We start from the raw sequence: 17,004 nt of genomic DNA, 5'->3' as shown, positions 1-17,004 counted from the left end.
ATTGCCACGCGAATTGATAAATGCGAAGATCACACACGTTTCATACGTGGATAAGGCTGCTAATCAAAAGCAGTTTTTTTTCGTTAAGTCGGAAAAACAAAATGACTTTCAAAAGAAAATCAAGGTCATTGCGAAAGCTGATGATGCACAGCGTCTTGTATACGGTATTGTATACGAACCAAACGTTGCGGATGCGCATGGAGATTACATGGCACCGGCGGAGATTGAAAAAGCCGCTCATGGGTTCCTGAAAGATGCACGTGAGATCGACAAACAGCATGATTTCCAAGGCGGTGTCGGTGAAGTCGTTGAATCGTACATTGCTCCGTCTGACTTTGAAATGGGCGATGAGTTTATCAAGAAAGGATCGTGGGTCCTTGTGACAAAAGCATCTGATGAAATTTGGGAACAGATTCAAAAGGGCGAGATCACCGGATATTCAATGGCCGGAACAGCAGACATAGGAAAACAAGAGCGTGAGCCAGCTTCTGAAGAGAAGGGGCTTTTTTCTTTGCTCAAAAACTTCTTTTTGAAGAATGAGAAGCCAGCGGAAGAAATAAAAAAAGCAGGTAAAAAGTTTTCAGCTGCTAACTTAACTGAATTGAAAAATGCCAGAGCCGCTATCGACAATCTGTTGAGTCAAGCGGAAGAGAAGGAGGACGAAGAAGTGAACAAAGAAGATCTGCAAAAGATGCTAGAAGACACAATTGCACCGGTTGTAAAGCGTCTGGAAGACCTTGAAAAAGGAGAAGGCGAAGGTCAGCCTGATCCGCAAGAAAATCAACCGGATGAAGCTGTTGCAAAAGAAATGGCCGCAGCTGTAGAAAAGGCATTGGCTCCAGTTGTTGAAAGAGTCGAAGCGCTTGAGAAAGCACGTCCGCAAGGTAATGGAGTAGGAGATCAACAACAAGACTTACAAAAATCTGAAACGGTATGGGACGGCTTGCTTTAAGCCGAGAAAAAGGAGGAACTAGAGTGAGAAATCAAGAGGTAATTAACAAAGCGGAAGTGACGCTTGCTACTTTAAAGACAGGCGGTCTCATGAATCCGACCCAATCTAGCACATTCATCCGTATGGTGCAAAATGCACCAACATTGCTACAAGATGCACGTGTCATTCCAATGGATAGTGATGCACAAAAAATTGAAAAAATCGGTTTTGGTCAGCGCATTCTGCGTCCTGGTGTGGAAGGTGTAGGTTTAACTAATGAGCAAAAGACTGCGCCAACAACAAGCACTGTGGAACTTAATGCAAAAGAAGTCATCGCTGAAGTAAATATCACATATGACACGCTTGAAAATAACATCGAGGGTGATAATTTACAAAATACTATCATGCAAATGCTCGCTGAGCGTGCAGCCGTTGATATTGAAGAATTGATTTTGAATGGTGATACGAAATCTAGTGATGCATACCTAGCGCAACTTGATGGTATTCGTAAGCAAGCGGAATCTCATATTGTAGATGTTGCCGGTGAACCACTTACTCGCCAAGTATTCAAACAAGGATACAAAGCTGTTCCATCTAAATATTTGCGTATTCCGCAAGAGTTCCGTTTTTACACGTCTCCAGGACAAGAAGTCGAGTGGAAAGACAAAGTAGCGGATCGTCAAACGAATCTAGGGGATGCAGCTGTACAAGGTGGACTTTCTTCTGCATTCGGTGTGCCGGTCAAAGGAATTGCAAACATGCAGCCATATGAAATGGGAGAGGACGGCACAGATGTTTCGGACATCTTATTGACTCATCCGAAAAACATCATCCTTGGCTTCTCTCGCAATATTCGTATTGAGGTTGATAAGGACATCCGTAGACGTAAATTCATCATTGTGTTGACTGCGAAGCTCGACAGCAAATTTGAGGAAGAGGATGCTGTTGCTAAGATCATCAAGGTCAAGGAGTGATCAATATGTACTCAGCGGTTTTGATCAAGGGAAAGACATACTCTGTGATGGGTCATGTCTTTCTTTTAAATCAGGAGAAAGATATTGAGAAAAAGGTGTTTCAATATCTCGATGGCAATGAGTTTTTTGATTGTAAGCAGCTTGATGTTCCTGCTGATGATCCAAAAACGGATGATCAACCAAAAGAAGATGATAAGCCTGTGGAAGAGGAAGAAGAACCGCAACAAGAACAAAAAATCTACACTGAAACTGAATTGAAGGATATGAAGAAAGATGGACAAGAAGCCGTTATTGTTGATCTTGGCGGCGATCCGTCTGAGTTCAAGAATGAAAGTGAAAGAATTGCCTTCATCCTTGAAAATCAACAGCAACAAGAAAAAACAGGAGAGTAAGGCTGATGCTGATCTCTCCTGAAGATGTTAGGGCATATACCGTATTCGAGAGCGTGAAAAACCGCTCCGAAGAATTATTAACAAGCGACATTATCGAAGCAGAAGCTGCGGTATTTCAGATTGTAGGTCATGACTTCACAGCCGAAAAATATCAGCTGCTTCCTGAAAAGGCGAAGATCGCATTGATTAAAATGGCACAGTTTTTCGCATTGATCAACGGCGATGAATCAATCATAAAAGGGTACAAGTCGGAAAAGATCGGTGACTATTCATACACCTTGGCAGATGGTAACGCCGTTTCAAAGCCAGATGTGTATAACCTGTTGATAGATTTCATTGAGCCGGGAGAACCGCCAGAAGATCCAGGCAGCGTCAAATTAAGGTTGAGATCGCTATGAGCTATCAATCGTTATTAACGGATCGATGCGATATATATCACTTGCAAACAGAGCAGCTGTCAAAAGATCGCTATGGAATACCTGTCCAAGATGCGCAGCCGCTCTTTTCATATCCTGATGAGCCTGATCAAGTTGCGCAGCCATGTTATTTTACGGAGAAAAACCAATCCATCACACAGCAGGAGCCAAACGCAACCATTCATCAATCGTACCTTGTTCATTTTCCTATTACCGCTGATGTCCGAGTAAATGACAAAGTGGTATGGGAAGGCGTGACATTGAAACTCCAAAAGCCCAGACAGATCAAAAATCACCACATTGAGGTGGTAGCGATGAGGAGTGAAAGCCTTTGAGGATTGATGGTTTAGATCAGTTTATTGAGGATTTGAATGCAGCTGTTAATGGTGGCTTGCAAGCAGAATATGAAGAGTGGCTTGAAGGAATGGGTTATGAGTTCCTAGATATTGTTCAGGATGAGGTCGTTCGTACAAAAACAGTGGATGCTCGTCGCTTGCTTAACTCTTTTCAGAAAGGCGATCGAGAAAACGTCTTTTCGATGAGCAGTGGCGGTCTAACGTTGGATGTTGGGACCAACTTGGAATATGCATCTTACACAAACGATGGACACTTTACCATTGATCCTAGTAAAAATCAGGATAGACGATGGGTTCCTGGCAGATGGGTTGGTGATCGTTTTGAATATGACCCAAATGCCGAAACAGGGATGCTCCTGAAATTTCAATGGGTTGAGGGGAGCGGCTATTGGGATAACGCAATATCCATCTTTGAACAGATGTTTGAACAATCATTGGACCGCAAGCTGCAGCAATGGATCGATGAACAATTTGGGCGGTGATTAGATGAATCAAGAAGTCGGCGCCATCATGAATTATTGTTACAAGCGGTTTCCGGTGAAAGTATATGAAAAAGAGATTCCTGAACAGTTTCAGATCCCATCCATGTACTTTCCTGCAGCATGGACAAACACTAAAAACGATACTGTTTCAACGTTCCTCAAAACATACACGCTGCATATTAAAGTGTTTCACAAGGACTCTGGACAGGCTAATGATGCAGCAGAAACCATCGTTGATGCCTTATCAGCTGATCGAAACATCATTCAAATGGTCAGTGAGGAAGGTGAACTGCTCGATCAATATGTTCGCATTAAGAGGGCAGAAACAAGAATTGCTGATCAAGGTGTGGCAACGATTGTCCTCACATGGGATAGTGCCTATTGGTACAACAGAGACGCGCAGCCAAGCCTTGACGACATAAATTTTTCAGACGGGGTGATCAAACGTGAGCAAGACGAAAAATGAATCACAGGTGAAAGAAGAGAAAGCCGCTCCGGTTCTTCCTAAAGAAGCAGCATTTTCATTTGAAGCCTTGAAAGAGCACAGCAAGGAATTGTTTGGCGTAAAGCCTGAAATTCTTGAAGGTGCTCTTTTTTATATCAAAGATCGACCAATTACAAAAACAGAAGCAAAGAAGCAGATTGATGCTTTTTTGTCTAAGGAGGTTTAAGCATGAATGGAGGTACTTTTACACCAGGTACAGAGAAAAAACGTCCTGGTATCTACTTCAATTTCAAAACCACAGCACAGCAGCGAATCACGTTAGGTAATCGTGGCACCGTTGCACTTCCAATCACAATGAGCTGGGGAGAGCCTAAGACGTTCATCTCTATCTCAGGCATCGAGGACTTAAATAAAAAAGTCGGATTAAATATCGATGACAAGTCACTGCTTCTTTTCCGAGAAGCGAAGAAAAAAGCACAAACGGTCTTGCTTTACCGTCTGAATGAAGGTGAGCCAGCAAAGGCTCAGATCAGCGAGAATTTCAACGTTCTTGCTAATTATGGTGGACAGAAAGGGAATGAGGTCACGATCCAAGTCACTGAAAACGTATTGGATAGTTCCAAGCGTGACGTGGTGACTTACGTTGGTACAGACATTGTTGATAAGCAGATTGTCACTGATGTCAAAGAGCTGAAGCAGAATAAATATGTTTCGTTCTCTGGTGAAGGTGAAGTGACAATCACAGCTGGCGTAACACTAAGCGGTGGGAAAAACGGTGTGCCAAGCGTGGCAGATTACACAGCATTTCTTGAAGCAGCTGAAACAGAATACTTTGACGTGATCGCGCTGCCTAATAACACTAGCGAGCAGTTAAAAGCGACATTTGTGGCTTTCATTAAGCGGCTGCGTGATGATCAAGGACGTAAGGTGCAAGGCGTTGTGGCTAACTACGCAGCTGATCATGAAGGAATTATCAATGTCACAAGCGGTGTTCTGTTAGAAGACGGCACAGAGATTACGCCAGCCAAAGCAACTGCATGGGTTGCTGGTGCATCTGCAGGTGCAAACTTCAATCAGTCATTAACCTTTGTAGAATATGAAGGGGCTGTGGATACCTTAGAGCGTCTTGATAATGATCAAGTGGAATACCGCTTATCACAAGGTGAATTCTTGTTCACGTTTGATGCTCGTGATCGCTCAGTGAGCGTTGAGAAGGACATCAACTCTCTAACAAGCTATACAACGGAGAAAAACAAGACATTCGGTAAAAACAAGATCATTCGAGTGCTCGATGCGATCAACAACGATCTAACGAGAGAATTGAAGGATTTGATTAAGTTACGCAAAGCAAATGGGAACGATATTCCGGCATCTGATGACGGGTTGCAGCTGGTGAAAACACTCATCACGCAATATCTCACGCAGCTCCAAGACGGATCTGGAATCACTGGTTTTGATTCTGAAACAGATATTGTAATTGCTCTTAATGAAGATCGTGACGGTTTCTTGATTGATCTAGCTGTTCAACCAGTTGATGCAGCTGAAAAATTCTATTTCAATGTAGAGGTGAAATAAGATGGCTTTTAAAGCGCAGAATACCATTTCAGGTAAGGAAGGGCGTCTTTTCCTCGATGGTGAGGAAATGGCGTTCATCAAAACGTTTGAAGCAAACGTGGAGAAGAATAAATCAGAGGTCAATGTCATGGGCCGTCGTATGACCGGTCACAAGACAACCGGTGCGAATGGTACCGGCACAGCAACTTTCTATAAAGTTACATCACGTTTCGTTCAATTGATGTTGAATTACGTGAAGAAAGGGGAAGACCCATACTTCACCATTCAAGCTGTACTGGATGACAAATCATCCGGCCGCGGCACCGAGCGTGTCACATTGTTTGATGTGAACTTTGATTCTGCAAAGATCGCAAGTCTTGATGTGGATTCGGAAGCACTTGAAGAAGAGGTTCCTTTCACGTTTGAGGACTTTGATCTTCCTGAGAAACTGAAGGGAACATTCTGATTTCCACAAAAAAGGCATTATGAATGACTAGAATATATGTGGTTTTTAATTTCATCATCGATATGGTATACTTTTTGTAGTTACAGTGTAGCTACATTGTAGTTACGTTGTAGTTACAAAGTAGCTACTGAGTAGTCCAAAACTACTTAGATAAAGTATGTTTACATGCAAAGCAATTTGCATAAAATAAAAAGAAGCCAGGATGCGCTAACATCCCGGCAATGTACAATGAGGCCCTCAAGGGGCTGGCTAATCAATTAGATAGTTTTAAGGATAGACTTTCCCTTCAACCTACCACAGCTCAAGGGGAGTCTATTTTTTGTCTATATACGTCAACAAAGTAAAGATAAACATCCCGAATAAAAGCATTAGGGAAATCGCTTCAAATGTTGACATTGGCATCACCCCCTTCCTATCGGGGATGAGCCAGACACCCTTGAGCAAGCCGTTCAATTGTACGAGTTTTATTATACATGAAAAGATTGGAAAGCACATTCAAAAAATGGATGTGCTTTTTTGCATTCAAAAAAACAAATCAAAGGGAGTTTTTAAACATGAGCGAAAAACAAACAAACAACGTATATGATCTTTCATTCTTTATGCCAGGACAAACAGCAGATGCGGAAGAAGTCAAAGTGCCGATTTCTAAGCGTTTTGTTGATAAAAAAGGTAAAGTGATTCCATTCGTATTCAAAGCAATCACAACGGAGCGCATCGATGAACTGGAGAAAGAAAACACAACGTTCAAAAATGTCAAAGGTCGTGGACGTGTGAAAGACTTAGACAGCCAGCGTTTCTATGCACGTATTGCGGTTGAATCAACCATCTATCCTGACTTTAAGTCTAAAGAATTACGCGAAGCATACAGCACACAAGATCCAGTTGAAGTCGCAAAACGTGTCCTGTCTGTCGGCGGTGAATATGCGAACTGGTTAAACAAAGCCATTGAGGTCAACGGTTTTGAAGATGAAATTGAAGACTTAGAAACAGAAGCAAAAAACTAATAAAGGACGGGAACAAAGAAGCTGTGTATTTGTATTACTGTATGCATGAGCTTCATTATTCCCCGTCCCAACTCTTAGAGGTCTATGAAGCGCCAAGGCAATTCAAGGCCTTTTTGTTTGGGTTAATAGCCCACAAACTTGAAGTGTTAGAAAAAGAATCAAAGAAAGGGGGATAAGACATGGCTCGTTTAACCGCTCGGTTTGAATTACAAGACCGGATCACGCGTAAATTGCGTTTGATCAGAGGGGACCTAGAACGACTTGATAGATTGCGCCGCAGATCAGAGCGGCCCATCACATTAAGAATCCGAGACAATGCCACGATTGCATTAAGACGTGTGCAGCGTTTCGTATTGCGTGATCTTGCTCGAACTTATCAGCTCACATTGGATGTCAATGATCTGGCCACAAAAGCATTGAGAAAGTTCAATGGCTTCTTACAACGCAAGATGCCGCGTACTCATAGCGTGTTGATGCGTATTAAAGATCAGGCAACACCAGGGCTGGTCAGGCTGCGTCGTTATATCAATCGCAATTTGGGCAAAGTTCAGCAATTTACCATAGCCGTATATGATCGGGCATCTGCAAGCATTAGGCGCATAGCATCATATGCAGCTCGTCAACTAGGTCGTGGATATAGCTATACAATCAGAGCGGTCGATATGGTTCGTAATACAGTCAGCCGTATAGCGTCTTATACTCGGCACACGTTAGGGACTGAATACAGGGTGGCGATCAATGCGATCGATCGTTTCACCGCTCCTGCACGTGGGATTGTCTCATTTGCAAATACCCATTTGGGACGGACTTACACAACCACAATCAAAGTCCTTGATCTTATCACAAGACCTTTGAGGGGGATTGTGTCAGCCGTCACCAGTACACTTGGTTTGCTTGGAGTCGGTGCCGGTGCAACAGGTGGTATTGTCGTGCCGCTCAAAATGGTAGCGGATCGACAAAACATGACCACAGCATTTGAAACACTGCTCGGCAGCAAAGGAAAAGCAGATGCACGTCTGGATGAACTGACTACATTTGCTGGTCAAACGCCATTTACTCGTGATGAGATTTTTGAGTCAAGTCGTGTCCTCCAAGTGTTTACAGGAAACGCTTTATCTACAACAGAAGGTATGAAACTAGTCGGGGATGTTGCCGCAGGTGTTCAACGTCCATTTTCTGAGGTGGCTCTATGGATGGGGCGTCTATATGATGGCATTAAATCAGGGCGTCCTATTGGTAGTGCAACAGCCGCACTACAAGAAATGGGGGCTATCTCTGGTGATGCTAGGGGTAAGCTCGAAAAACTTGCAAAGAGCGGTAAAGACATTTCTAAAACGTGGCCGGAAGTAACAAAAGAATTTGGCCAATACAATGACATGATGATCAAAATGTCAGATAACCTTGCTAACTTGTTCCTTGGTGTAAAATCATTTATCAACAACTCTATTTTGATGCCTTGGGGTAAAGGACTTGCAGCTGCGTTCCAACCAGCGCTAGAAGCCTTTAGAACATGGCGTGGGGAATATTCTTTTGTGCTAACCGATCTTTCCAATAAAGCTGAAAAGGCGGGCAAGAAATTTGCTAACAGCTTCCTTGATCCGACTAAGAGTGTTTTCGGATTTATTGGTGATCAGTTCAAAATTTTGTTCCCTGGAGAAAAACTCTCCAAGAAGCAAATGAAAGAGCTCAAGGTGAAATTCAAGGATAACCCCAAATTGCAGAAACACTTTGAACAGCTAGAAAAATACAGAAACATGGACTTTGAAACTCGGTGGAAGCTCGTCTTAGACAATACAAAAGACGTTTTTGGAGCGTGGTGGGAAAAGACTGGGAAACCAGGTCTTTTTAAGATGGCTGAAAATGTCGGTAAGACTTACGGCGGCACCATAAACGGTGTGATCAACGGTCTGCTTGGAATTGATGATAAATCGACCGATGACTCTTTCGTGGACGCTGGGGCAAAGGCAGGAAAGATATTCATTGAATCATTTTTAGAAGCTCTTGATCCGGCGCAATTGGGGATACGTATCACCAAGAAGATAGGTGAGATCAACTTTAAAGCTCTCACAGGCGAAGGATCAATTGCTGGTGCATTGATTGCCAATGCATTTGCACTCGCATTCCTCGGAAAAGTGGCCACTTTACTAAAGCCGCTCAAATCCATCCTTTCAGGTGCCTTTGCCGTCTACAAATGGGGCAAAGGTTTAAGAGGAGGAATGGGAGCAGGAACAAGCGGTGGTGTAATTGGCGGAGCTGGAGGAGCAGGGCGACCACCGAGGAATCCACAACCACCTGTTTATCGTCAACCTTGGATCAATAGAGGTGAGCCGGTACAACCAACAACGCCAAACCAAGGTCGTGGCGGTGGATTCTTGGGTAAAGTCGGTAAAGGTGCAAAGAGCATCGGAAAACGTATTCCTATTATCGGGACAGCTATAGCAGCTACAGAACTGATCGGCATCAACAATGATAATAAAGGTGAAAAGATCGGTGGTTTTGCTGGGAATCTGGGCGGCGGTATCGGTGGAGCTGCAATCGGAACAATGATCGCCCCTGGTATCGGAACTGTTATCGGCGGGGTATTAGGAAGCATCTTCGGTGGCGATCTCGGTAACTGGATCGGTAAGATGTTTGATGACGGTACCATCAAGAAGAAATGGGATGAGCTTGTCAAAGGTGCAGAGAATGCAGTTCGGTGGATTAAAGATACATGGTCCACCGTTTCCGGTTGGTTCAATGATAATGTTCTAACTCCTATTACAACGTTCTTCGAAGATACATGGACCTGGATCACAGAGAAATGGGGTCAGCTTTCTTCGTGGTTTATGAATAACGTGTGGCTGCCTATTTATAACTTTGCAGTACCAATCATCAACTTTGTAGTTGGTGTTTTTGTCGTTGCGTGGGAAGTGATTAGTTCCGTATGGGGAGCTGCATCAACATGGTTCATGGACAATGTATGGACTCCGTATGGACAAGTTGCGGTTGCTGCTATTACTCTTGTGTGGAACAAGATCACCGAATTATGGGAATGGATACAAATCACCTGGTCCGTTTTCTCAGCATGGTTCATGACTTATGTATGGGAACCATTTGGATCAGTGGCAATTGAAGCCATCGTATGGGTGTGGAATAAACTAACCGAGTTCTGGAATTGGATTCAGTTTGTCTGGGGTACATTTGCGGTATGGTTTGATACCTTCGTATGGCAGCCTTTCATCAATGTTGGATTGCCAGCTATCATGTTTATCTGGAACCTATTTAAAAGCACATGGAACTGGATTAAATCATCATGGGTGGTGCTCGCAAAATGGTTTGATGAGTATGTATGGCAGCCATATAAAAAGTATGCAGAGCCAGCGATTGAATTCGTGTGGGAAAAATTTCAGGATGCATGGAGAATCATCAAAGGTATTTGGAAAGTAGTGAGTGGATGGTTTGATGAGAAAGTATTTCAACCATTGAAAAGACATGCAGAAAAACTAACAGAAATATGGAATGGTTTTTTCGGTTTAGTTGGTAAAGTGGTTGATAAAGCAAAAGAGATTACTGGAAAAGGATTTAAATTCTTTGAAGGAATAGGTGAAGAAAAAACAGGTATGAAAAAAGTCCCTACTAAGGGGAAAAAGCCAGATAAGAAAGCCACCGGCGGCTATATTACAAAGCCAACTCTTTCATGGATAGGAGAAGCTGGCAAGGAGTTTGTCATCCCGACTGAAAATAACAAAGGCCGAGGGAAAATGCTGCTTGCACAAGCTGCTTCACATCTTGGTATGTCTGTTATGCCAAACGGTGCTTCACCAATTTCTCAAGCTGGTTCATCTTCTCCTATGAGACCGGCTGCTGCCTCATCAGTTTCCACTTCTGCAAGTGGATCGGTATCAATTGGAGCCGCGGACAACGCATCAAAATACGGGGAACAGTTCACGTCTGAATTCGAGAAGGGACTAAATAATAAAGTCATCTCAATGGAGCAATGGAAACAAGCTAATATCACGCAACCATTTACTCAAATTCAAGCATCAACACCGCTTTATGGTGTGCAAACTGTCACTGGCTTTGCTGCAGGTCAAAACATGACACCAACTGGCACAGGTCAATTCTTAGATCAAAATGTAAGGCAACCTTTCTTATCCGCTCGCCAAGAGTCACCTACCTGGGGAGCTGGACTAATTGATGCATTTAACAGTGGCATGAGGTCCAAAGGAAGCGAAGTGATACAAGCGGCAAAGGACATGGCCAAGAAAGTCGAACAAGCCTTCCGCGAAGAATTAGACATTCATTCTCCTTCACGTGTCATGATGAGTCTTGGGAAATTCGCATCGATCGGTGTCGTCAAAGGTCTTGATTCGGTTGACGTGAAGAAATTCGCAGAGAATCAAGCCGGTTCATTAATCGGAGCGTTTAGCGGTATGGGGGCTTCAGGTCTTAGTGTTCAGCAATGGCTCATGGCAGCTCTGATGGCAACTGGCACATCGATGAGCTGGCTTCCAGGTCTGATGACAATCGCTCAGCACGAATCAAATGGAAATCCGAGAGCGATCAACTTATGGGATTCCAACGCCAAAAAGGGAACACCATCTAAAGGCTTAATGCAAACCATTGGGCCGACATTTAACTCTAATAAAGGCAAGGGTATGAATGACATTTGGAACCCAATTCATAATGCTGTTGCGGCCATTAACTACATTAAGGGAAGATATGGATCAGTCTTCAACACGCCGGGATTACGAAGTATCAGAAACGGTGGACCATATAAGGGGTATGCAAATGGTGGACTGATTACTCAGGAACAGATAGCTAGAGTTGGTGAAGGAAACAAGCGTGAATGGATTATTCCTGAAGAGCGTGGCATACGTGGTCGCTACTTGTTGGCTCAAGCTGCACAGGCTTTAGGAATGGACGTATATGATCCGGCCAACGCTGCATCATCTGAGCTTTCACAAGGTCAGGTGCAAACAGTAACAGCTGGCACAGCAAGTGCACCGTCTGCTTCTGGTGGATCAAAACAGGTCATCATTAATTTTAATGGTGAGCAGCATTATCATAATGGTCAAGATGAAAATTCACTTGTTGAAAAGATCAAACAGATGTTGGTTGATGAATTAGAAAATGAAATCAACACAGGAACGAAGGGAGTCGTGATTGATGGCTAAATCAAAATATCAATTGTGGATTTCTCAAGGGAAGGACAAACTGCGATTCCCTGTTCTTCCTGAAAAATTAGAACTCAATAACAACGTACAAAATGAATCTATCAAAGTATCAAAATTTGGCGAGCTCACATTCTTGGATGTACCAGGAGCTCGTCAAATTTCATTTACAGCCTTTTTTCCAAAGAAGTATACACCTATCGCTGAATATAAAAGCATTCCATCACCAGAGAATGCGATCGCCAAAATAGAGAGGTTCATGAAGTCAAAAAAGCCTGTACGCTTTATTGTTACAGGAACAAAAATAAATATGCAATGCAGCGTAGAGAGTTTTAACCATAGCGAAGGTACTTACGATATTGGCGATCGTGAATTCACGTTGCAGCTGAAAGAATACAAAACGGCATCACCTAGAAAAATCAAACGAAAAGCCAAAAAGAGCAGCAAAAAGCGCAGCTCAAAAGGCACACCAAAAGTGTACACCGTTAAAAAGGGGGATACCTTGTGGGATATTTCTGGTCGTTTCTATGGTGACAGCACAAAGTGGCGCCGCATTTGGAATGCGAATAAAGCCGCGATGATCAAACGAAGTAGGCGCAATATTAGACAACCAGGGCATTGGATTTTCCCTGGTCAAAAATTAAAAATACCACAATAGGGGGGCTGACATTGATTGAGCTTTTTGCCATCAGAAGCGGCACCATGTACGAGCTTGTGACAGAAAGTGTGACACTTCGGGGGCAAAGGTATCAGGCCCCCCGCTCAATACAAGCAACGATCGTGACTAAACAGGGTTCACAAAAATATTACAGCATCAAAGAGGGTGACACGGTTCTTTTCAAGTGGAAAGGAAAAGAACTCTTTCGAGGTACAGTCTTTGCAAGAACGCCCAAAGATGAAAAGCTCACTTTTACTGCTTATGACATGCTTCAGTATTTGGTGAAGAACCAGGATGTCTATGTCTTTGCAAACAAACGGGCTGATCAAATAATGAAGCGGCTTGGTCAAGATTTTCAGATCCCGATGACGTCGATTGCTAACACTGGCCATGTCATTAAATCAATTGTATTCAAAAACGATACAAGCCTTTATGACATCATCCTGCAGGCGTTGAAAGAAACAAAGAAGCAAACAGGGCGTAACTATCAAATCTATTCTGCTAAAGGAAAGATGGGGCTTAGAGCATGGCCTGATCCGTCCGAAGTATGGGTAATTGAATCAGGCGTGAATCTCATTGATTATCAGTACAGCACCTCGATTGAGGAAACGGCCACACGTGTGAAGATGAGAGCAACACACGTGGATAAAATTAAGGTGCTGAAGAAGGAAAAAAAGAAATCTAAGACTACTGACAAAGAAAAGAAAACGACCAAACCAACAAAGCCAAAGAAGCCAAAGATGGTCACGCAAAAGAAAGAAATTGAAATGCTGGCTGTGGCAAATGATAGGTCAGCAAGAAGCAAATACGGCATCCTGCAGCACGTTGAAAGAGTGTCAGGAGAAATCAACCAAGCACAGCTACAAAAGAGAGCGGATGTCCGACTCGCTCAAAAGAAAGGCGTAAAAAAAGAGCTGAAAAGCATCCAAGCTCTAGGTATTCCTGGATTACAAAGCGGCATGCCAATACGCATCATCATTCCTGATATCGGTATCAAAAAAACGTACTGGATCGATCAAGATAGTCACGAATTCAAAGGAACCAAACACACCATGACGATTGATGTCGTTGAAAAGAATACGATCCCAACGGGGAACCAGACATGAAACTAAGCGAGGCAATTAAGCGATTGGCTGTCGATGCTGTGGATGCACAATCGCCAACTGACTTGATACTTGGTGATGTGGTGTCTGTTTCCCCTCTTAGTGTTCGACTCAATGAGAATGATAAACTCATCATTCCTGAAGAACTTCTTATCTGGCCAGCCCGCTTAGACGAGGGAGAAGATGATGAGCTAGAAGAAGGCGATAGTGTCATGGTCCTTGCGATGACAGGCGGCCAAACGTTTTACATCTTAGATAAAGTAGTAGGAGGTGGTTCATAATGGCTCTTTCACCTGAAGAAGAGATTGAGGATTTGGATGAGGACGAAGAGGATATTGTTGAACCTTCGACCACCTATCGAATTGACTTCACATCTGGCCGACTAACCAATGAAAAGATTAATGGTCTCGATGCCATTCGCCAATTCGTCTATATGGCTTTGCGAACAGAACGATATTCACATGCCGTTTATAGCCATGACGTAGGATGTGAAGTACAAGAAGCTGTATCTGATGAAGAATCAACAGACGAATACAAGGAGATGGAGATCCCGCGGCTCATTGAAGAGGCTCTTTTAGTGGATGAAAGAATTGAAAGTGTGCAAGATTTTGATATCACTAAAGAAGGGGCAACCTTTAAAGTGCTCTTTAACGTGGTGACAGATGAAGGGACCTTGGAGATTGAGGAGGTGATTGGCGAAGATGTTTGAAGATCAGTCTTATGAAGCCATCATGGAACGCATGTTGGAACGAATACCCGATGATATTGATAAACGTGAAAACAGCGTGATATGGAATGCGTTGGCTCCTGCAGCTGCGGAACTTGCTCAATCTTATATATGGCTAGATCAGGTATTCGATCTTGTCTTTGCGGATACAGCGCAGGGAGAATTTTTAGATAGACGAGCTGCTGAAGTGGGAATCACTCGTAAAGCGGCCACAAGTGCTGTATGGTCCGTTGAAGTCTCACCTGAAGGTATCAGAATACCAACAGGATCAAGATTCTATATCGACAATCTGTACTTCCAGTATCAATCTGACGGCACGCTGAAGTGTGAAACGACTGGTGCTGTAGGTAATGGGAATTTTGCAGAACTGCCGCTCCTATCGCTCGATAACATACCAGGTTTAGAATCAGTCATTTTCGAGGAGCTGAAAATACCTGGTCAAGAAGAAGAAGACGATGAAGCTCTTTATGAGCGTTACTTGATGAGGGCAAGGCGGGAGGCTGTCAGTGCCAACAAAGCCCATTATAAAAAGTGGGCTGAAGAAGTTGAAGGAGTTGGCAGGGCGAAGGTGTTCCCGCTTTGGAATGGTGAAGGTACAGTGAAAGTTGTCATCACAGATGGTAATTTTGATGTTGCGACGGATCTGCTCGTCAATAAGGTGCAAGAATACATTGATCCGGTTCCAGGGGAAGGGGAAGGCCAAGCGCCAATCGGTTCAAAAGCGACGGTCGAAAGCGCCAAGTGGAAAGATGTTGAGGTGTCTGTATCTGTGGAGCTTAAAATGGATTACTCCATTGAAGATGCACAAGAGGAAATTGAAGAGAAGGTCAAAGCGCTTCTAAAATCACTTGCCTTTGAAGAAAATGTGATCAGAATGTCAGCAATTAATGACATTTTGTATCATGCGGATAGTGTGTCTGATTATGCGGATGTATTGATCAACGGTGAGGCAAAGAACCTACCGCTTCAAGACATTGAGATTCCGCGTCTAGGGCAGGTGAACGTTATTGAGCAAGATTGATGAAATGGAGTCTTATCTCCCTGCCTATCTAACGGAGATCACTGAATTTGATGAATTAATGAAATCAGAGGCTCCTGAGATGGAAAGGCTAGATGATTCTATTTTTGATATGACTGATCAACTGTTTCCGCTCACTGCCACGTGGGGGCTGAATCGATGGGAAAGAATGCTGAAGGTGCAGCGTGAATCAGGTGATTCTATTGAGCTGCGCAGGGCACGTATTTTGAATCTCATGTCCAACATTCCACCGATCACTTATGCTTCTTTAGAGAGGGCAGTCAACCGCTTCCTGAAGAATCCTAGCGCAGTGGTTCGTCTAACGACAGGCCGCTATCATTTCTCTTTACGGGTGAACCTGGATGACCTGCAGAACACCAGATACATTGTGGAGACGCTTGAAAACTTAAAGCCTGCACACTTGGCTTACAAATTCACAAGCGTTCATCATACTGATGTTCAAGAAATCAAAGATTATCATAACCGGCTCACACTGCGCAGCAGAGTGGGCTTTTTTGATCACATTCCCATTTTACTCAATGGTGAATTTTTACTAAATGGTACGTTTTATCTTAGTGGATCGCGCAATTCAACTGACATCCCTGTTCGATTTAGGCAGTCTTTAAAATTGGCCATGAAACTAAAAAAAGAAATGAAAGTTCTTGGACGTACAAGATATGTCATAGTAGGAGCCAGAAATGAAACGGATCAACAAGCAGCTCTTACACTTCGTTCTCGTTTCAAACACGTAAATAAAGAAAAAAGGAAAGTAACATTCCGCATGGCTGCTCATGTATCAAATGAGCAAAGCGGAAGTGTAATCATTAAGCAGAAATATTGGACGCTTGATGGATCAGTACCGCTAGACGGTTCAAAATATCTAGCTGCCACGTCCAATCAAATAGATTTATAAAGGAGGATCATAATGGCTGATCAATTAACCGTTACAACGCTTTATGCTCGCCAACAAATGGCGAAGGCTAGAGCGGAGGGAACAAGGCTTACGAAAGTGGTCAAGATGGCTTTCGGAAAGGGTGGGACGAAGGATGGGAAACCGATCTCACTAGACGGCACTGAACAAGAACTCAAAAAGGAACTTGTTCAAAAGGACATTGATTCATATGAGTTTATGGAGCCGGCGAAAATCCGGTATACATGCACCATCGCTGAAGGGGAGCTTGCTGGGGAAGTCATTAATGAATTGGCTCTTGTCGACGAAGACGGCAAATTCACCGCCATCCGCACCATGACAGACAAGCAAAAAGATGGTGACATTGAATTCATCTTTGAGATTGATGACATCTATTAAGAAAGGAGCGATCATT

At 43.3% G+C, this 17,004-nt stretch carries 20 protein-coding genes and 1 pseudogene; 20 read left to right on the top strand and 1 reads right to left on the bottom strand.

Annotation, left to right across the window (positions count from 1 at the left end):
* Window position 1: 1 nt before the first annotated feature.
* From CKW02_RS14570 to CKW02_RS14525, 10 genes are read left to right on the top strand one after another with little or no spacing between them, the layout of a single operon-like run.
* Complete coding sequence (locus tag CKW02_RS14570; protein WP_003213717.1) at window positions 2–952, top strand: XkdF-like putative serine protease domain-containing protein; 951 nt, start codon at window positions 2–4, stop codon at window positions 950–952.
* Between the two features lie 23 nt (window positions 953–975).
* Window positions 976–1,905: a phage major capsid protein gene (locus tag CKW02_RS14565; protein WP_003213479.1), complete on the top strand. Its 930-nt coding sequence runs from the start codon at window positions 976–978 to the stop codon at window positions 1,903–1,905.
* Between the two features lie 5 nt (window positions 1,906–1,910).
* Window positions 1,911–2,297, top strand: coding sequence for a YqbF domain-containing protein (locus tag CKW02_RS14560; protein WP_003213658.1), 387 nt, complete (start codon window positions 1,911–1,913; stop codon window positions 2,295–2,297).
* Between the two features lie 5 nt (window positions 2,298–2,302).
* Window positions 2,303–2,695 (top strand): protein YqbG, encoded by a 393-nt coding sequence (yqbG, locus tag CKW02_RS14555; protein ID WP_003212914.1) that lies wholly within the window; start codon window positions 2,303–2,305, stop codon window positions 2,693–2,695.
* Complete coding sequence (locus tag CKW02_RS14550; RefSeq protein WP_003213352.1) at window positions 2,692–3,048, top strand: DUF3599 family protein; 357 nt, start codon at window positions 2,692–2,694, stop codon at window positions 3,046–3,048. The genes yqbG and CKW02_RS14550 overlap by 4 nt, the downstream gene beginning before the upstream one ends.
* Window positions 3,045–3,551 (top strand): HK97 gp10 family phage protein, encoded by a 507-nt coding sequence (locus CKW02_RS14545; RefSeq protein WP_003212650.1) that lies wholly within the window; start codon window positions 3,045–3,047, stop codon window positions 3,549–3,551. Before CKW02_RS14550 ends, CKW02_RS14545 begins: the two co-directional genes overlap by 4 nt.
* Window positions 3,552–3,555: 4 nt before the next feature.
* Window positions 3,556–4,017: a phage tail terminator family protein gene (locus CKW02_RS14540; protein WP_003213063.1), complete on the top strand. Its 462-nt coding sequence runs from the start codon at window positions 3,556–3,558 to the stop codon at window positions 4,015–4,017.
* Window positions 3,998–4,222, top strand: coding sequence for a YqzN/YkzM domain-containing protein (locus CKW02_RS14535; protein ID WP_003213528.1), 225 nt, complete (start codon window positions 3,998–4,000; stop codon window positions 4,220–4,222). The genes CKW02_RS14540 and CKW02_RS14535 overlap by 20 nt, the downstream gene beginning before the upstream one ends.
* Window positions 4,223–4,224: 2 nt before the next feature.
* Complete coding sequence (locus tag CKW02_RS14530) at window positions 4,225–5,571, top strand: phage tail sheath family protein (protein WP_003213180.1); 1,347 nt, start codon at window positions 4,225–4,227, stop codon at window positions 5,569–5,571.
* A 1-nt stretch (window position 5,572) separates the two neighbouring features.
* Entirely contained in the window at window positions 5,573–6,016 is a 444-nt protein-coding gene (locus CKW02_RS14525) for a phage tail tube protein (protein WP_003212705.1), read from the top strand.
* A 312-nt stretch (window positions 6,017–6,328) separates the two neighbouring features.
* On the opposite strand, the gene CKW02_RS20715 is transcribed toward CKW02_RS14525, so the two are convergent.
* On the bottom strand, window positions 6,329–6,385 hold the full coding sequence (locus tag CKW02_RS20715; RefSeq protein WP_350223447.1) for a putative holin-like toxin: 57 nt from the start codon (window positions 6,383–6,385) through the stop codon (window positions 6,329–6,331).
* A 185-nt stretch (window positions 6,386–6,570) separates the two neighbouring features.
* On the opposite strand from CKW02_RS20715, the gene CKW02_RS14515 reads away from it, so the two are divergent.
* The 10 genes and pseudogenes from CKW02_RS14515 (at window position 6,571) to CKW02_RS14470 (ending at window position 16,988) form a co-directional block, all read left to right on the top strand.
* Window positions 6,571–7,020 carry a phage tail assembly chaperone gene (locus tag CKW02_RS14515; protein WP_003212620.1) on the top strand — a complete coding sequence of 150 codons (450 nt, stop codon included), beginning with the start codon at window positions 6,571–6,573 and terminating at the stop codon, window positions 7,018–7,020.
* A gap of 29 nt (window positions 7,021–7,049) precedes the next feature.
* Window positions 7,050–7,196, top strand: coding sequence for a hypothetical protein (locus CKW02_RS14510; protein WP_095117862.1), 147 nt, complete (start codon window positions 7,050–7,052; stop codon window positions 7,194–7,196).
* A 3-nt stretch (window positions 7,197–7,199) separates the two neighbouring features.
* On the top strand, window positions 7,200–12,176 hold the full coding sequence (locus tag CKW02_RS14505; RefSeq protein WP_034620075.1) for a transglycosylase SLT domain-containing protein: 4,977 nt from the start codon (window positions 7,200–7,202) through the stop codon (window positions 12,174–12,176).
* On the top strand, window positions 12,169–12,831 hold the full coding sequence (locus CKW02_RS14500; RefSeq protein ID WP_003212722.1) for a LysM peptidoglycan-binding domain-containing protein: 663 nt from the start codon (window positions 12,169–12,171) through the stop codon (window positions 12,829–12,831). The genes CKW02_RS14505 and CKW02_RS14500 overlap by 8 nt, the downstream gene beginning before the upstream one ends.
* An 11-nt stretch (window positions 12,832–12,842) precedes the next feature.
* Window positions 12,843–13,937, top strand: a complete 1,095-nt coding sequence (locus CKW02_RS14495) for an XkdQ/YqbQ family protein (protein WP_003212996.1) — start codon at window positions 12,843–12,845, stop codon at window positions 13,935–13,937.
* Window positions 13,934–14,215, top strand: coding sequence for a DUF2577 family protein (locus CKW02_RS14490; RefSeq protein ID WP_003212795.1), 282 nt, complete (start codon window positions 13,934–13,936; stop codon window positions 14,213–14,215). The genes CKW02_RS14495 and CKW02_RS14490 overlap by 4 nt, the downstream gene beginning before the upstream one ends.
* Window positions 14,215–14,643, top strand: a complete 429-nt coding sequence (locus CKW02_RS14485; RefSeq protein WP_003213190.1) for a DUF2634 domain-containing protein — start codon at window positions 14,215–14,217, stop codon at window positions 14,641–14,643. Before CKW02_RS14490 ends, CKW02_RS14485 begins: the two co-directional genes overlap by 1 nt.
* Window positions 14,636–15,682 (top strand): baseplate J/gp47 family protein, encoded by a 1,047-nt coding sequence (locus CKW02_RS14480; protein ID WP_003212987.1) that lies wholly within the window; start codon window positions 14,636–14,638, stop codon window positions 15,680–15,682. The genes CKW02_RS14485 and CKW02_RS14480 overlap by 8 nt, the downstream gene beginning before the upstream one ends.
* A pseudogene (locus tag CKW02_RS20655) lies at window positions 15,669–16,109 on the top strand (YmfQ family protein); the annotation flags it as partial. The gene CKW02_RS14480 and the pseudogene CKW02_RS20655, both read left to right, overlap by 14 nt.
* A gap of 495 nt (window positions 16,110–16,604) precedes the next feature.
* Window positions 16,605–16,988, top strand: coding sequence for a phage tail-collar fiber domain-containing protein (locus tag CKW02_RS14470; protein ID WP_003213653.1), 384 nt, complete (start codon window positions 16,605–16,607; stop codon window positions 16,986–16,988).
* The last annotated feature ends 16 nt before the right edge of the window (window positions 16,989–17,004 follow it).

This window comes from Bacillus pumilus (genome assembly GCF_900186955.1).
GTDB lineage: Bacteria > Bacillota > Bacilli > Bacillales > Bacillaceae > Bacillus > Bacillus pumilus.
The sequence above is the reverse complement of the archived record's forward strand: the minus strand, read 5'-3'. Positions and strand labels throughout refer to the sequence as shown.

Bases quoted from the DNA above. Each gene is read 5' to 3' on its own strand.
- CKW02_RS14560 (WP_003213658.1), top strand. From the start codon at position 1,911: ATGTACTCAGCGGTTTTGATCAAGGGAAAGACATACTCTGTGATGGGT.
- yqbG (WP_003212914.1), top strand. From the start codon at position 2,303: ATGCTGATCTCTCCTGAAGATGTTAGGGCATATACCGTATTCGAGAGC.
- CKW02_RS14550 (WP_003213352.1), top strand. From the start codon at position 2,692: ATGAGCTATCAATCGTTATTAACGGATCGATGCGATATATATCACTTG.
- CKW02_RS14540 (WP_003213063.1), top strand. From the start codon at position 3,556: ATGAATCAAGAAGTCGGCGCCATCATGAATTATTGTTACAAGCGGTTT.
- CKW02_RS14530 (WP_003213180.1), top strand. From the start codon at position 4,225: ATGAATGGAGGTACTTTTACACCAGGTACAGAGAAAAAACGTCCTGGT.
- CKW02_RS14525 (WP_003212705.1), top strand. From the start codon at position 5,573: ATGGCTTTTAAAGCGCAGAATACCATTTCAGGTAAGGAAGGGCGTCTT.
- CKW02_RS14515 (WP_003212620.1), top strand. From the start codon at position 6,571: ATGAGCGAAAAACAAACAAACAACGTATATGATCTTTCATTCTTTATG.
- CKW02_RS14505 (WP_034620075.1), top strand. From the start codon at position 7,200: ATGGCTCGTTTAACCGCTCGGTTTGAATTACAAGACCGGATCACGCGT.
- CKW02_RS14500 (WP_003212722.1), top strand. From the start codon at position 12,169: ATGGCTAAATCAAAATATCAATTGTGGATTTCTCAAGGGAAGGACAAA.
- CKW02_RS14490 (WP_003212795.1), top strand. From the start codon at position 13,934: ATGAAACTAAGCGAGGCAATTAAGCGATTGGCTGTCGATGCTGTGGAT.
- CKW02_RS14485 (WP_003213190.1), top strand. From the start codon at position 14,215: ATGGCTCTTTCACCTGAAGAAGAGATTGAGGATTTGGATGAGGACGAA.
- CKW02_RS14480 (WP_003212987.1), top strand. From the start codon at position 14,636: ATGTTTGAAGATCAGTCTTATGAAGCCATCATGGAACGCATGTTGGAA.
- CKW02_RS14470 (WP_003213653.1), top strand. From the start codon at position 16,605: ATGGCTGATCAATTAACCGTTACAACGCTTTATGCTCGCCAACAAATG.